The sequence below is a fragment of the Microcoleus sp. B7-D4 genome (assembly GCF_036705125.1).
Classification (GTDB): domain Bacteria; phylum Cyanobacteriota; class Cyanobacteriia; order Cyanobacteriales; family Microcoleaceae; genus Microcoleus.
In genome coordinates this window covers 35,541-51,292 of sequence record NZ_JAUBTT010000065.1, presented here as the reverse complement: position 1 = coordinate 51,292, position 15,752 = coordinate 35,541, and the positions used below count along the sequence as shown (strand labels likewise).

Sequence of the window (15,752 nt, the reverse complement as noted above, 5' to 3'; positions counted from 1 at the left end):
ATTTTCCACTCCTAAAAAAGCAGTTTTTTGAGTAATATTACTGATTGACAAATGCAATTAAGTCTTAACTTGTCACCCATGATACGACCCTAACGCATGTCGGAGGATATGTCCCGGACATGGACTTGGGTTCAGGGACGGCAAAGTCTGCAAACGCAGTGAGTAAATTCTTACGATCGCATCGCATTTTGAGCAGGATGCGATCACCTATCCCTAACCTACAGGAGTACCGTTACCACTGGATATTTGCCGACTGCTCCCGACTTTGAGATGTAAATCGTAGCTTGCGGGTTGCGTAGCGACATCGACTCCACCTAAACTGGCTACCGTCTCTGCCACCCCTACCATCGCCACTGCCACGCTGCGAAGTGCACCGTGACATGGCTGCTCTCACCCCCCCCCAGCATTTAATTACGAATTATTAAGAAATTTCATTAAAGTTAAAAATATATCTAAAGATAGATGTATATTAACAAGGACATAGATAAAAGGGCATTTACAGTCAGAGCAAAACTTGTTCCGGGTAAAACCGGAAAAAGCTGCTCAGTTCAGTACGATCTACTATCACCTAGCATCATGGAATTAAAAGCATCGTCCACTATTGTAATGGCTCCGAAATCAGTGTCGATAGTTAAAATGCAGAGGGACAGCCAGACTATTCAAGCTATTGGCAATTGCTCATCTGTTTTCAAGACACTTCGACTTGAACAAATTTCCGCATCAAAGTACCCAGTCTGGAATTATTTTGATGAAGGGATAAGGGTAAAATTGATTGCCAGTGTCAAGGAGCATGGCATCATCACGCCGATACTAGTGCGGCCAGGGGGAGAAAACCACTATTAGTTGGTAGCGGGAAAACATCGCTATAAAGTACCCAAGGCTGCTGGACTAATGGAAGTGCCTGTGGTGATAAGAGAAAGGAGCGATGCTGAAGCTATGCACTACGCCCTGATGGAAAACTTGCAGCGCGAGGATGTGAACGTCATTGAGGAAACCGAGGAAATTTTGCAACTGCTGGAAATGAGCCTGCAAACTGACCCAGAACCTGTTCTTTCGTTGCTCAACCGGGTGGCTAATAAAACAAGAGGGCTTACGGATAACGTTATCAGTAATGAAGATGGGCAAGCTATCTAACGGGTTTTTCAACCCCGGCAGGCTTTCGCCGGAGTCATTCCGAACCAACCGTGTGCCCCTTCTGAGACCGGACATTCTAAATGCTATTTGTCAGGGGCCAATCGAATACACGAAGGGAAAAGCGATGACTAAAGCTAAAGATGCTGAAATCAGGGTAAAAGTTCTTCAAGAGGCAATTACTAATTTGCTTTCCTCAAGTGAAGTTCGAGAGCTAGTCAAGACGCAACAATTACCAGTTCAAGGAAAAGAATGGCAAACTCGTATCGAAGCTATTACAAAAAAAATTAATAAACTCCAAGCATGGGACAACGCCGATAAGCATTCTAAAATCAAACCACTGCTTCAATAAATAGAGTCTGTCCTGTCAGATAAGTATGAAGCTTAACTGTGTTTACTTATTCTTTTGTTCGGGTGAAGATTTAAAAGCGCTAAGTAGGTAGACGTAATTAAAGTCAACTTCAATAATTACAGAAATCCTTGCTGTGAAAGTCTTTCAGTCAAACCGAATAGGAAGATATTGTTGTTTATCTACTTATATCTAGAGTTGTCACCGTGACTGAGGAGAAGAAAGCAGCGACCGCATTATTTAGTTACACATTGCGGTGGTTTTGTCCAATCGAGGGATGGAGTCTGTAATGTAGATTACCTCGTAGGCTACTTAAAAAACTTGCTTGCAAATGAACAACCCCTAAACTCAAGTCAACCAGTTAACAAATTGTAAACCGTTTAATGAATACCAAAAAGCTTGAACCTAATGGGTTCCTGAATAAAGTTTCAACTTTGGTCGATATCCTGCAATACCGAACACTTTATCAACCAGACCAAATTGGTTTTACCTTTTTAAAAGAGGGTGAAACTAAAGACTTGAGTTTGACTTATAAAGCATTAGATCGACAGGCACGTAGTATCTCTACATTGTTGCATCGTTCAAATGCTTTTGGGCAAAGAGTTCTGCTTCTCCATCCCCCTGGGCTGGAGTTCATTGCAGCATTCTTTGGGTGTTTATACGCAGGTGCCATTGCAGTACCGGCTTATCCACCGCGAGCCAATCAGTCAATACAGCGATTGCAAACGATCGCAGCCGATGCTCAGGCAAGCTTTGCGCTTACCACAACATCTCAATTGTCCAGTCTGGAGCAACGCATCGCATCCAATCCATATCTGGCAACAATGAAATGGTTGGCAACTGACAACCTAGACAGTAACTTAGCCGGGGACTGGCAACCACCAGCAATCAGTCAAGATACATTAGCGTTTCTCCAATACACATCAGGTTCTACAGGCACGCCCAAAGGTGTAATGGTAAGTCATGGCAATTTACTGCACAATCTGGCTCTGATCAATCAAAGTTTTGAGGCATCTCCTGACAGCCGAGGCGTAATTTGGCTGCCACAGTATCACGATATGGGGTTGATAGGGGGAATCCTCCAGCCATTGTTTGGCGGCTTTCCAGTGATGCTCATGTCACCTGCCATATTCGTACAAAAACCTTGGTGCTGGTTGCAGGCGATTTCCCGCCACCAAGCAACCATCAGTGGGGGACCGAATTTTGCATACGATTTATGTATTCGCAGAATTACTTCAGAGCAGCGAAAACATCTTGACCTGAGTAGTTGGGAGGTCGCGTTTACTGGAGCAGAACCAATTAGGGCTGAAACCTTAGAGCGATTTACAAAGACATTTGAACCCTGTGGTTTTCGCAGCTCGGCATTCTACCCCTGCTACGGTATGGCAGAAGGAACCCTGTTTATTACAGGTGGATTAAAAGCGAACCCTCCCTTGATTCATACAGTGGATGCAGAAGCTCTACCACAGAATCAAGTTTTAGAACTACCTGAGCAGCAAGTCAAAGTTAGAAAGTTAGTCGGCTGTGGTCATGTTCGCTCTGAGCAAAAAGTGTTGATTGTAAATCCCGAAACTCTAACCGAATGTCCTGATGAGCAAATCGGAGAGATTTGGGTTGCGAGTGGAAGTGTGGCACAGGGTTATTGGAACAAACCGGAGCAGACAGAGCAAATCTTCCAGGCTTACCTCTCAGATAAAAGGGAAGGCCCCTTCCTCCGTACAGGGGATTTAGGTTTTCTGCGACATGGAGAACTGTTCTTTACAGGCCGTCTCAAGGATTTAATTATCATCCGGGGGCGTAACCACTACCCACAAGACATTGAATTGACTGTCGAACAAAGCCATCCTGCCATCCGTCAACCGGGCTTTACCGCAGCATTCTCGGCTGAAGTGGATGGTGAAGAGCGCTTAGTAGTAGTAGCTGAGTTAGATCGACGCTATCGAGAACGGCAGATTTCAACCAATAAAGACAGGATTGAGGTAGAGCTAAGTGATGAAGTCAAGAGTCCTCAATCGTTCGATGCCACAGCAGTAATTAAGAGCATCCGGCAAGCTGTGGGACAGCAACACGAATTGCAAGTGTATGGAGTGCTATTGCTAAAGACTGGCAGCATTCCCAAAACGTCCAGTGGTAAAATTCAGCGTCATGCTTGTCAGGCAGCATTCTTAGCTGGAACCCTGAAAGTTATCAGCTCTAGCATTATTGGCGAAACAGAGGGATCGGCTAACAATACAACCAACACGCAACCCATCTCATCAGCGGCTCTTCCAATCCACGATCCAGAGGTTTTAGCTTCTGATTTGGGAGATCGCATTGCCGCAATTCTGGGTATTGCCCGCGATCATCTGAGCTTAGACCAGCCACTGAGTAAGTTTGGGTTAGATTCTCTCAAAGTAGTTGAAATTAAAAATTATGTTGAAACCCACTTTGGTCTGATTTTACCGATTGAGGTATTTTTAGACGAGATCACCATTGAAAAGCTGGTCAGCCAAATTCGATCGGGAGCAACATTACCTACCCCAAGTCTGCAATCTAGCGGAGTCCCAGTCCTATCCAGGCCATCTTCCCAGAACAACCTAGATGTGTTTAACAGATCCGCTAACCCCAGCGCTGGGATTGCTAAAACAGGGATGCAATTCAGCTTATTCTACTTCTCCAGTAATGAAGCAGAGTTTGCAGACGATAAATACCGTCTCTTAATTGAAGGAGCGAAGTTTGCAGATCAAAACGAATTTGCAGCCGTTTGGGTGCCAGAACGGCATTTCCATGCCTTTGGCGGGCTTTACCCAAATCCATCGGTTTTGGGTGCAGCCTTAGCAATGGTGACTAAGCGGGTTCGCATTCGGGCAGGTAGCGTCGTCCTACCCTTGCAAAATCCAGTTCGTGTTACTGAGGATTGGTCTGTTGTAGATAACCTATCTCACGGTAGAGTAGATCTCGCCTTTGCTGCTGGTTGGAATCCCAACGACTTTACGCTGGCTCCAGAAAATTATCGCAACCGCACAGAGGCTATGTTTTCAGGTATGCAAACCGTGCAACAACTTTGGCGCGGAGAATCAATTGCATTACCGAATGGGGTTGGCAAGTCAGTTCAGATTAAAATTTACCCCCTCCCCAAGCAACGGAACCTATCAGTTTGGACAACCTGTACTGGAGGCAAAGAACGTTTTATTGAAGCGGGTGCTGCCGGTACTAACGTTCTTACTGCTCTTTTGTTCCAATCTATTGAGGAATTAGCTGAAAAGATCGCCCTGTATCGAGAAGCGAGAGCCCAGCACGGTCACGATCCGAAAACAGGGCATATCACCCTCATGCTCCATACCTTTGTTAGTGAGGAATTGAAAACAGTTCGCAGTAAGGTTCGAGAACCATTTATCGAGTATCTCAAAACATCAGTTGGATTATGGCGTCAGGGGTCCGATAACTTAGATGATTTATCGCCACAACAACAGGAAGACTTGTTGAACTATGCCTTTGAGCGCTACTACCAAACCAGCACTCTATTTGGTACTCCAGATAGCTGTTTGGAAATGGTTAATCGCCTCGCACGGATTGGAGTCAATGAGATTGCTTGTCTGATTGATTTTGGGGTTGATATTGATTCAACGATGGCAGGTCTTTACTCGCTCAAAAAGCTAAAAGCTATTTCTACCAAATCTGATGAAAGTTTGGCAACTAACGCAGCGTTCACTACTATTTCTCATCATTACGATGCTGTTTCTAAACTCAATGATGTTTATGCGTTCGATGAAAGTTTTCTAACTTTTGGTATCTTTCCAGAAAAAGTCCCAAATTTTTCTTGGATTTCCACGTTTTATAATCCCCAAGCTTATCCAGAACACGCTCAGATAGCGCTTCAGTCCCAACTTGAGTTGAGAAATATATTATTCGGTGATATTGATTTCTCAACCATTTCAAAGGTACTGGATTTCGGCTGTGGCCATGCGTCAGACCTCATCCGTCTGGGAAAAACCTATCCTCACTTGCAGCTTACGGGTTACACGATATCTGCTAAACAAGCGGAAACCGATAGCCAGAAGATAGAAAAACTTCAATTGCAAGAGCGCATCAATATTTACAACCGGGACAGTGCTAAAGATGCTTTCCCCAATCGCTACGATCTAATCTTTGGCTTTGAAGTGGCTGTCTATGTCAAACAAAAACAAGATTTATTCCTCAACATCTCCAGCCATTTAAATGAGGGAGGAACGCTACTGTTAGCTGAGTTTATCAGTAACACATTTTCCTCAATTGACCATCAGGGAACCTCGTCTTACATTATCACAACCAAAGAGTGGGTTGAGGTATTTTCTGTCAACAATCTGAAGGTTGTGAATTGTGTTGAAATCAGCCAAGAAGTTGCCAACTTTCTCTATGATCCTAACTTTCAAAAAAATTTAGAGAACCTTGCTCCCGAACTCGTTGATGCCGTTGTTAATGCACATTTTACTTCTTGGGATAACTTAGGAAAGCTGCTGGAAAGCCAGTTAGCCAGCTATGTATTGATTGTGTTGCAGAAGGACAGTAACCTATCGCAAGATGACATCAAAACGCTCAATCAAAACTCCTTAAGTTCGCCAACACCCTATGCAATGCTTGAGCGATCGGCTTTAACAACTCCTGAAATTTTCCTAAAACATCAGAAGGAGAAAGCCACTTCCCCTAAGAACCATTTGCAAGCCTTACTGAACAAACAGATATTCTCAAATGACGAGACACTTCACTCCACTGTGGTTGATTTGAAGGCTGAAGCAGTTCTCGATGAAACGATTCGTCCTGCCACTCCTCTAACTGAACCCGTCATCGACCCTACCCACATTTTCTTAACCGGAGCAACAGGTTTTCTGGGAGCATTTTTGCTCTACGAACTCCTCGAACAAACCTCCTCTCAACTTCACTGCTTAGTAAGGGCAGCTAACCCAGAACGAGGAATGCAGCGAATTCGCGAGAATCTGCAAACCTATGGGTTGTGGCGTGATCGCTTCAATGATAGAATCGTGGCAGTTGTCGGCGATCTATCTCAGCCGTGGTTAGGATTAACCCTAGAGCAATTCGACTCGTTGGCACGGCAACTCGATCTGATCTACCACAACGCTGCCTACTTAAATTTTGTCTATCCCTATGCAGCCCTGAAGCCGATTAATGTGTTGGGTACTCAGGAGGTGTTACGACTAGCCTGCCAAAGTAAAACTAAACCCGTTCATTATATTTCCAGTACGGCGGTATTTGACGCATCAAGCTATGGCTCAAAGATTGTCACCGAACAGGAAAACCTCGACCATTCCAGGGAAATTGCAGTTGGTTATGCTCAGAGTAAGTGGGTAGCGGAAAGGTTAGTATCCATTGCTGGCGATCGCGGATTGCCGATCTCGATCTATCGACCTGCCTGGATTTTTGGACATAGCGAAACGGGTGTCTGCAACAAGGAAGACTTTATCTGCCGACTAATGAAAGGTTGCATTCAAATGGGTGTAGCGCCGGAGATGGATTATGTATGGAACATCTCACCCGTTGATTATGTTAGTCAGGCAACTGTTCATCTATCGAGACAGCAGGACGGACTCGGCAAAATTTTTCACTTAATTAGCCCCCATCCCTTACACTGGAATCAGCTCGTGGACTGGATGCGATCGCTAGGCTATTCTATCGATCGGCTTCCTTATGTAGAGTGGCAGTCTAAGCTAAGAAATTTATTGCCCACTGAGGAGAATCCCTTATATCCTCTCATCCCTCTATTTCTAGGGCATTGGACAAGTGATAAATTAACCATAGCACAGCTTTACCGGTCGGGGAGAATGCCCCAACTAGGCTGCCCAGAAACTCTCAAGGCTCTTGTTGGAAGTCAACTCGACTGTCCGCCGGTGAACTCTGATTTGCTGAATACTTACTTCGCTTATTTTCTTAAGAGTGGCGTGTTGGAGAAACCGTCTGAACTTTGTAACTCGCAAATCTCATTAAATAAAGCAGACCTAGCTCCCCTCATCTCTCAACAGGAGGCTCTAAAACCCTCTGAAGTAGACTCTATTACAAGCTGGTTAGTTTCCCAAGTGGCGCAACAGTTAAGGGTTCAGCCAGAAAACATTGATACTCGCGAACCATTGACCTGCTACGGTCTAGATTCCGTTCAAGCTGCAAGCCTTCTCAGTGCATTAGAGGAATGGCTGGGGTACGAGCTTTCTCTCGATCTGTTGAACAGCTATCCAACGGTTGAAGCACTAAGCCAGCACCTCGCTCAACATACGCATGCAGATAAGACAACCAATCGAGCAAACACCAGTTTAGGCCCGATACCCGGCAAGCAGCCCAATCTTCTCCAAAAAATCACTGCTTATCTGTTTTGGGGGCTTGTAAAGCTGTTATATGAGCAGTGGTTTCAGCTTCGCTGCTGGGGATTTGAAAACATTCCTCATGATCGACCTTACTTGGTTGCTGCCAACCACACCAGCCATCTGGATGGGCAAGCCATTGCAGTGGCACTTGCGAAAAATGGTGATCGTATTTCTATCCTGGCAGCTAAAGATTACTTTTTCGATCACCCTCTGAAAAGCTGGTTCTGTAAAACCTTCTTGCACATGATTCCATTAGAGCGACAAGGCAACTTTCTCGAAGGAATGCAAGAATGCCAACAAACTTTAGCCCGTCACAAGCCTGTATTGATATTTCCAGAGGGAACTCGCTCTCTTACCGGAAAAATTCAGCCTTTTCAACCGGGACTGGGGTGGTTGGCGTTGCAGTTAAATGTGCCTATTCTCCCTGTTTACATCGGAGGGACTTACGAAGCTTTACCAAAAGGCAAATGGTTGCCTCGCCAACATCCCATCCGAATCATAATCGGTAAACCCTTAGAGGTATTTTCTTACAAAGCTAAACAAGGGACTATGCCGGATCGAGAAATTTGTCAGGAAATTGTGGATGAGGTGCAAGCTGAACTCACTCAACTCCGAGATAAATGACCAGTCTGAGTAACAAAGGAGAGTACAATTCTTGTCTTTAACCGCAGCCTTTTTTGATGTCGATGGTACTTTGGTAAAATCCACTGTAGTGGATTACTACCTTTACTTAGCAACCCAAGGGGTATCTCCTCTACAGCGATGGTGGACAACTGTACAGTTAGCTAGTAAAGTCCCCTACTACCTGCTACTGGATTCTCTGAGTCGTGATTACTTTAATCAAATGTTTTATCGTAATTACCGAGGAATCTCTGTTGAACATTGCCAAAGATGGAGTCAGATCCACTTCAAAGAAATGATTTATCCCCGATTGTTTCCTGCTGCTCTAGATTGCATAGACCTGCATCGAGAACAGGAAAGACAAATTGTGCTAGTGACGGGCTCTTTGGATTTTATTATCGCTCCGTTGAGTGAATTTCTGGATGCTAAGGCACTTACAGCTTGTCTTCAAGCTGTGAATGATAAATATACGGGAAAATTAGTAGGCGTTCCCTTGATAGGAAAGGAGAAAGGCAGAGCCATGCAAGAATTCGCTTTAGAACAGGGAATTGATCTTACCCAAAGCTATGCCTATGGAGACAGTGCTGCTGACTTACCAATGCTTCAAATGGTTGGATACCCGGTAGCCGTGAATCCAGACTCGACTCTCTATCGATTTGCTAAAAAAAACAAATGGGAGGTTCAATATTGGAAGACGTAAAGCCAACCCGATAACAATTTCTATTAAAGCACTCGGATGATATGACCAGTCTAAATGAATTTGGCAGAAAGGAAACAAATCTCGATGCAAAATATGCGACATGAGTTCAATGTGCGACCATCCCCAATAATCGGGATGGGAGCTATTGTCAAAAGGATTTAGACGCGCTATACTAACTAAACTCTCATTTAAAATGGGGTTGATATTAATGTAATGTTAGCAATTTGTTACCGAAAAAGCATCTCTCGCTATTTGATGATGCGTACTCTAACTCCATACTGGACAGAAATTGGTACAGGCAATTTTTCTCTAATTCAACTTGCTAACATTCCAGATCCGCCTCTTCCTAGTGAAGAGTGGGTGCGAATCAGTCCCCGAGTCAGTGGTATTTGTGGCTCAGACTTAGCAACCATTCAAGGGCAAGGAAGCGTTTACTTTTCCCCATTTATCTCTTGTCCGTTTGTCTTGGGCCATGAAGTAGTGGGGGATGTGACAGAAATTGGTAGTGCAGTGGACGGAATTCAGATTGGCGATCGCGTCACGATTGAACCTGCTTTAGGTTGCCAGGTACGGGGAATTTCTCCGATTTGTCCAATGTGCTCTCAAGGAAATTATGCTAATTGTGAAAACATTACGCGAGGCATTATTGCGTCTGGGATGCAGACGGGTTACTGTCAAAGCACAGGTGGGGGTTGGAGCCATGCATTAGTTGCCCACCAATCCCAATTGCATCGGGTGCCAGAGTCTTTATCGGATTGGGAAGCCGTGTTGATTGAACCCTTTAGTTGTGCAATTCATGCCGTCTTGAAGGTAGATTTACAAGCCGACCAAACGGTTCTGGTGATTGGCTGTGGTGCGATCGGACTGCTCACTATTGCTGCTCTTCGAGCAGTGGAGTTTCAGGGACGGGTGGTGGCGATAGCAAAATATCCTCATCAAGGGGAGATAGCGCAAACCTTGGGAGCCGATTCCGTTCTTTATACAAGCAGCAAACTCTACTCTGAGGTGAGCGAAGTTTTAAACATTGAATCTTTTCAACCAGAGTTGGGAAAACCTGTCTTTACCGGTGGCGCTGACTGCAGTTTTGATTGTGTTGCCAGTTCTACCACCCTGGATGATGCTCTACGCTTCACCCGTCCACATGGGAAAGTTGTGCTGGTAGGGATGCCTGCCGTTCCTCACGGTGTAGATTGGACATCCATTTGGTTTAAACAACTCCAAGTGATGGGAGCCTATGCTTACGGCATCGAAACCTATAGTGAAGAACGCATTCATACCTTTACCTTGGCCATGCAACTTATGCAACGACTAGAAGGAAAGTTGCGTTGCTTAATCACAGGTTGCTACAAATTGCCAGATTATCGAGAGGCACTCAAAGCAGCAATGCATCCGGGTCACTCAAAATCCATCAAAACTCTTTTTGACTTACGGGAAGATTAACCATTATGAGTCTCATTTCACCGAATGACAATAAAACCTTCGATCGCTCTAATTGCGTCAAAACCCTAGAGAAGAGCGAAAAGATTCTATTCCACTACGGCGAAGGATTCATGTATGAGCCTGTACCTGCTGGTACGCGGGTCATTTATCCACCGCCTTCGATTGAGTCGATCCAAGATGTTGATGCCGCCATTGAATACGCCATAGAGAATCCCCTGGGGTGCGACCCGCTATCGGCACAGCTAAAGCCGGGAATGAAAGTTACAATCGCCTTTGACGATCTCTCGGTTCCGCTTCCCTCGATGCGAGCACCTGATATCCGACAGCGAATCATTGAGAAGGTGTTGCAAAAGTTAGCTGATGCAAGAGTTAGTGACATCCACTTGATTGCAGCACTGGGTCTACACCGACGGATGACTCCCGCCGAACTTAAGCACGCTCTAGGCAAGAATATTTTTAACGCTTTCTATCCAGATAAGCTTTATAACCATGATGCGGAGGACAAAGACAATATCGCCTTTTTGGGTAAGACCGAAAAGCACGAGGTAGTAGAGGTGAACCGACGAGCGGTTGAGTCTGACTTGTTGATTTACGTCAACATCAACATTGCTTCTCAGAGTGGCGGACATAAAGCCATTGCAACGGGACTCGGTACTTACCAAACCCTAAAGCATCACCATAACGTGCATACCCTAATGCACTCCCGTTCCTACATGGACCCGCAAAATTCCGCTTTGCATCGCTCCTGTAACCGAATGGGTAAGATTATCGAGTCTCACATGAATATCTTCAGAATAGAGACAACCACCGATAACACGTCTTTGCCTCAAACGTTCGGATTTTTACTCAAGCCTAGTTGGGACTATAACGCTCTTGATCAGATCAACCTTTATGCCAACAAACTGACAACCGATATTCTGCCGACGAATCTGAAACGAGAAATTTTTAATCGGATGCGCGCACCTTATGGAATAACTGGCATTCATGCAGGCCGTACCGAACTGGTACATGAAAAAACGCTAGAAAATGTCTATCGCCAGCACGTCGTACCTGTGCAGGGACAGGCTGACATTCTGATTTCTGGAGTTCCTTACCTCGGTCCCTATAGCGTGAATTCAATTATGAACCCAGTGCTGTTCATGTGCCAGACCTTGGGCTATTTCTTTAACTTCTATCGGGGCAAGCCACTCGTGCGGAAGGGAGGTGTTTATATTTTACTCTATCCTCTTCATGAGGACTTTCATCCCATCCATCACCCGTCCTATATCGAGTTTTATGAACGGGTACTTACCGAGACGACAGACCCCAAAACGATAGAAGAGAAGTATGAAGAAGAGTTTGCTTATAACCCCAAATATATCGACCTTTTTCGGAATTCTTACGCCTTCCACGGAGTTCATGCTTTCTATGCTTGGTATTGGGGATGTCATGGGTTATCTCAGGTTGGTAAAGTCATTGTGGTGAAACCCCGTTCAAAACGTCCGGCAGAAATTATGGGCTTTGAAACAGCAGATAGTTTGGCAGAGGCAATCGAGCGCGCCAAAGATTTTGTGGGTTTAAATCCCTCTATTACTACTTATCAGGCTCCACCGTATTTACTCTGTGATGTGTCCTAGCAGAACAGCCGTTTAGTCTACCTGATGCTGCTTTTAATAGGTTGGGAATCCAAATGATACGAGACAAATGGCAAACGATTAAAGTTATTCTCAATCCTTATGCCGGTCGAGGGAGTGCTGCCAGAAATGAGCTGAACATTTGTCAGGCACTCAATCGCGCCAATGTACGGTTTGACTTAGCCAAAACAACCAGTGTAGGTCATGCCATTGATTTGGCTCGACAAGCTCGTTTGGAAGGTTATCATACTCTCGCTGTAGCTGGTGGTGACGGGACTGTAAGCGAAGTTGTGAACGGTCTAGCTCAAGTTACGCCTTCACAAGAACAAGTAGGTACCCTGGCAATTTTACCGATGGGTAGCGGTAATGATTTTGCCAATACTGTGGGTTGTCCTATCCATTTAAACGCAGCAGCAGAGGCGATCGCTAAAGGTCAAACGCGCTGTGTCGATCTCGGTCATATTAAACTGCGTGTGGGAACTCAGGAATGGCAGCGTTATTTCAACAACAATCTGGGGGCTGGCTTTGAGGGACAACTGGCTCAAGAAATCAAAACCATTAAGCATTTGCGCGGCATTCTTATCTATATTGCCGCCGTTTGTAAAGCATTGTGTCACTACACTCAGCCCTTGGTTGAGTTAAACTGGCAAACGCCAACGGGGGAAAAAAAAACAATTCTTAAAAAAGTTTTGATGCTCAGTGTTGGCAACAGTGATCGCAACGGTGGGGGTTTTCATGTAACTCCCCAAGCGCTGCTCGATGATGGATTACTTGACCTGGCGATCGGTGAGGCGATGCCTTGGTATCAAATCTTAGCTCTACTGCCCAAAGTCATAAGAGGTACGCATACTAACCATCCCAAGATAATGATTCATCAATGTTGTAAAATTGGCATTGTTTGTAAAGATACACTGCCAGTTCATGCCGATGGAGAGTTGCTGACAATTAATGCAGATGCATTAGACATTGAAATTCAACCCCAGCGATTAAAAGTTATTATTTAACCCGTAACAAGTTATTTCCGTAGAGAGGATTTTTGAGTGGAGCAAGTAACTGTTAATACATTATTTATAGTGGGCGTGGCAGCCACCTGTGGCGCAGTTTTAATGGGAGGCATCGGTATTGTCAATCGATCGGATAGGGCCAAATACCAAGCGGAATGGCTAAAGTTTGGCATTTTATTGCTTCTCATTATAATTATGCTTGGTGCAGGCAGCTTTGGCAAATGGGGGCTTCTTCCGGTTACTCTATTCCTTGGCTATTTCGCTTGGCAAGAAATAATACAAAGTGTCGAAAAGAAATATGGTGAAATAACCAATTCGATGCTGTTGCCCATTCTCGGAATCCTGGGGATTTTAGGAGGACTTGGGGGAACTTCATTCAGCGTCTGCTTGGGAGTTATTATAGCCACTTGGGGAGTAATCGCCTTGCCTATAATCATTTCTCGAAAACCTCCTGCTATGCATGGTATATTAGCGGCTGGGTTTGGCATAATTTTCATCACTCTACCCCTAGCAATTTTGCTGGTATTGGTCGATGCCGACTATAGGATATTTACGTTTCTAATTCTGCTAGTGATGGCGAATGACGGATTCTCTGCAGGATTTGGTCGGTTTTTGGGAAAGACACCCCTTTGTCCTGCCATCAGTCCCAACAAGACATGGGAAGGGGCGATCGCAGGAGTGCTAACTTGTACAGTAGCGGGTTTCTTCCTTCACTTTACCGTGCCAGAATGGCATCTCTGGCAAGTTTTATCAATCTCCGTAGGCATTTCATTACTGTCACTTACAGGTGACTTGATTACTTCTTCCCTGAAGCGAGAAGCGGGAATCAAGGATTTTGGTCAAGTTTTGTTTGTCACAGGTGGTGTTTTGGACAAATTCGATAGCCTATTGTTTTCGCTTCCCATGTTTTATGTCGTGACCATGTGGATTGGAGGTTAAACGAGTATGCTTAATCCAGTTCTGAGACAAATCGATCTTGCCAATGGTTTAACTTTAGTAGGGCTGCTGCTGAGTACCTTTTCTTCTATCTTTGCTATCCAGGGTCAGTTTTATATTGCATTGATTTGTCTAATCTATGCAGGAATCATTGATTTATTTGACGGCTTTGTAGCACGCAAAATTGAGCGTACTGAGTTGCAAAGCCAAGTAGGCAAGCAGATTGACAGCATTGTTGATGTCTGTTCCTTCGGCTGTACACCCGTAGTTTTTGCCTACTGCTTTGGACTGCGAGATCCGTTATCGGTAGCTGTACTGATGGTTTACATTAGTGCTGTGGCTATGCGGTTAGCTTATTTCAACTGTGCTGGCTTATCCTCCCAAGGAACCGAACAATACTTCACGGGACTTCCGACAACGTATGCAGCGCTATTTATTCCCCTCACTTGTTTGGCGAGCTTTGCTCTATCAGAACCCCTAATGAAAATGGTTCTCGACAGTCTCTACTTAGCTTTGGCGATCGCAATGGTAGCGGACTTCAAAATGTTAAAGCTCCGTGGTATCTGGTACGGCATTTTTTCACTAGCTGCCCTCGTTGGCACAGTGGTTTACGGTTGGGCAATCGCTGTTGGATTATAATCCGGGGATCAAGAGGCAACCCAATGAGCATCGGTAAATCGGCCAAAACAAATGCAGTTAAAATGAGTCCTGCTCGAACAAACCTGTGCTATCGCGATAGGCAAACAGGTGCGATCGTTACAGAGCCTATTTTTGCAGAAACCACATTGCGTTGGTTTTACGAAACTGTTTTGGGGTTTCAAGTTCTCAATGTATTCTTGAATAATCGAGTGTTTTGCTCGCTCTACGGCTGGTGGCAGAATTCACCTAGCACTTGTACAAAGATTCCTGAATTTGTTAGTTGCTATGGAATTAACCTCGAAGAAGTAGAACTATCATGGGATTGCTACCCAAGTTTTAATGCTTTTTTCTCCCGTCGTCTAAAACCAGGCGTTCGCCCCTTTGTCACCCAGTCAGAAATTTTCTGCTCTCCTTGTGATGGCAAAGTTTTAGTTTATCCCCAGCTACAAGACGACACACTAATTCCGATAAAAGGAAGCTCCATTTCTATCGCTAGTTTGCTAGATTCCGAGGTAGCCGCCCAACCCTATGTAGGGGGGTCAGCACTGGTAATCCGTCTTGCTCCCTACGACTACCACCGATTTCACTTTCCCGATGACGGAAAAGCCAATCTTACTAAGGCAATCAAGGGAGAGTATCACTCAGTCAATCCCATTGCATTAGCCAGAGTTCCCGGTACATTTTGCCGAAACAAGCGGACAGTCACTGACTTTAACTCTAAGCACTTTGGACGGATTGCTTACATTGAAATCGGTGCATTGACCGTGGCCAGTATTGTCCAAACTTACACACCTGCTTGTGTAAAGAAGGGGCAAGAAAAAGGTTATTTCCAATATGGCGGTTCTACCTTAGTCTTGCTATTTGAGCCGAAATCGATTACATTTGATTCTGACCTGATTAAAGATTCAGCCAATGGGTTAGAAGTTCACGTCTTGACAGGAAGCCAACTTGGAAAACAACCCTAAAGGAATTTTTTCAGACCCCATTTTT

General features: G+C 44.8%; 11 protein-coding genes. 10 read left to right on the top strand and 1 reads right to left on the bottom strand.

The features are described from left to right. Window positions 1-232: 232 nt before the first annotated feature. Complete coding sequence (locus QUB12_RS24460; RefSeq protein WP_333308799.1) at window positions 233-382, bottom strand: hypothetical protein; 150 nt, start codon at window positions 380-382, stop codon at window positions 233-235. 461 nt (window positions 383-843) lie between these two features. Here QUB12_RS24460 and QUB12_RS24455 point away from each other — a divergent pair, with 461 nt between their 5' ends. The 10 genes from QUB12_RS24455 to asd all read left to right on the top strand — a co-directional run bounded on the left by QUB12_RS24455 (window position 844) and on the right by asd (window position 15,727). After that, complete coding sequence (locus QUB12_RS24455) at window positions 844-1,134, top strand: ParB N-terminal domain-containing protein (RefSeq protein WP_333308798.1); 291 nt, start codon at window positions 844-846, stop codon at window positions 1,132-1,134. A 124-nt stretch (window positions 1,135-1,258) separates the two neighbouring features. After that, on the top strand, window positions 1,259-1,483 hold the full coding sequence (locus QUB12_RS24450) for a hypothetical protein (protein WP_333308797.1): 225 nt from the start codon (window positions 1,259-1,261) through the stop codon (window positions 1,481-1,483). Window positions 1,484-1,863: 380 nt separating this feature from the next. Continuing rightward, window positions 1,864-8,433, top strand: coding sequence for a MupA/Atu3671 family FMN-dependent luciferase-like monooxygenase (locus QUB12_RS24445; RefSeq protein WP_333308795.1), 6,570 nt, complete (start codon window positions 1,864-1,866; stop codon window positions 8,431-8,433). Between the two features lie 31 nt (window positions 8,434-8,464). Next, on the top strand, window positions 8,465-9,130 hold the full coding sequence (locus QUB12_RS24440) for an HAD-IB family hydrolase (protein ID WP_333308793.1): 666 nt from the start codon (window positions 8,465-8,467) through the stop codon (window positions 9,128-9,130). A 213-nt stretch (window positions 9,131-9,343) separates the two neighbouring features. Continuing rightward, entirely contained in the window at window positions 9,344-10,570 is a 1,227-nt protein-coding gene (locus QUB12_RS24435) for a zinc-binding dehydrogenase (RefSeq protein ID WP_333308791.1), read from the top strand. A 5-nt stretch (window positions 10,571-10,575) separates the two neighbouring features. Then, window positions 10,576-12,186, top strand: coding sequence for a lactate racemase domain-containing protein (locus QUB12_RS24430; RefSeq protein WP_333308789.1), 1,611 nt, complete (start codon window positions 10,576-10,578; stop codon window positions 12,184-12,186). Window positions 12,187-12,239: 53 nt separating this feature from the next. Further along, window positions 12,240-13,187: a diacylglycerol kinase family protein gene (locus QUB12_RS24425; protein WP_333308788.1), complete on the top strand. Its 948-nt coding sequence runs from the start codon at window positions 12,240-12,242 to the stop codon at window positions 13,185-13,187. Window positions 13,188-13,223: 36 nt separating this feature from the next. Next, a complete protein-coding gene (locus tag QUB12_RS24420; protein ID WP_333308786.1) occupies window positions 13,224-14,126 on the top strand; it encodes a phosphatidate cytidylyltransferase in 903 nt (300 codons plus the stop codon). A 6-nt stretch (window positions 14,127-14,132) separates the two neighbouring features. Beyond that, window positions 14,133-14,762: a CDP-alcohol phosphatidyltransferase family protein gene (locus QUB12_RS24415; protein ID WP_333308784.1), complete on the top strand. Its 630-nt coding sequence runs from the start codon at window positions 14,133-14,135 to the stop codon at window positions 14,760-14,762. A 62-nt stretch (window positions 14,763-14,824) separates the two neighbouring features. Further along, window positions 14,825-15,727, top strand: a complete 903-nt coding sequence (gene asd / locus QUB12_RS24410; RefSeq protein ID WP_333308782.1) for an archaetidylserine decarboxylase — start codon at window positions 14,825-14,827, stop codon at window positions 15,725-15,727. Window positions 15,728-15,752 lie beyond the last annotated feature (25 nt).

Coding starts and splice junctions, on each gene's coding strand:
- QUB12_RS24415 (WP_333308784.1), top strand. CDS start 14,133: ATGCTTAATCCAGTTCTGAGACAAATCGATCTTGCCAATGGTTTAACT.
- QUB12_RS24435 (WP_333308791.1), top strand. CDS start 9,344: ATGTTAGCAATTTGTTACCGAAAAAGCATCTCTCGCTATTTGATGATG.
- QUB12_RS24450 (WP_333308797.1), top strand. CDS start 1,259: ATGACTAAAGCTAAAGATGCTGAAATCAGGGTAAAAGTTCTTCAAGAG.
- QUB12_RS24425 (WP_333308788.1), top strand. CDS start 12,240: ATGATACGAGACAAATGGCAAACGATTAAAGTTATTCTCAATCCTTAT.
- asd (WP_333308782.1), top strand. CDS start 14,825: ATGAGTCCTGCTCGAACAAACCTGTGCTATCGCGATAGGCAAACAGGT.
- QUB12_RS24460 (WP_333308799.1), bottom strand. CDS start 382: ATGTCACGGTGCACTTCGCAGCGTGGCAGTGGCGATGGTAGGGGTGGC.
- QUB12_RS24445 (WP_333308795.1), top strand. CDS start 1,864: ATGAATACCAAAAAGCTTGAACCTAATGGGTTCCTGAATAAAGTTTCA.
- QUB12_RS24430 (WP_333308789.1), top strand. CDS start 10,576: ATGAGTCTCATTTCACCGAATGACAATAAAACCTTCGATCGCTCTAAT.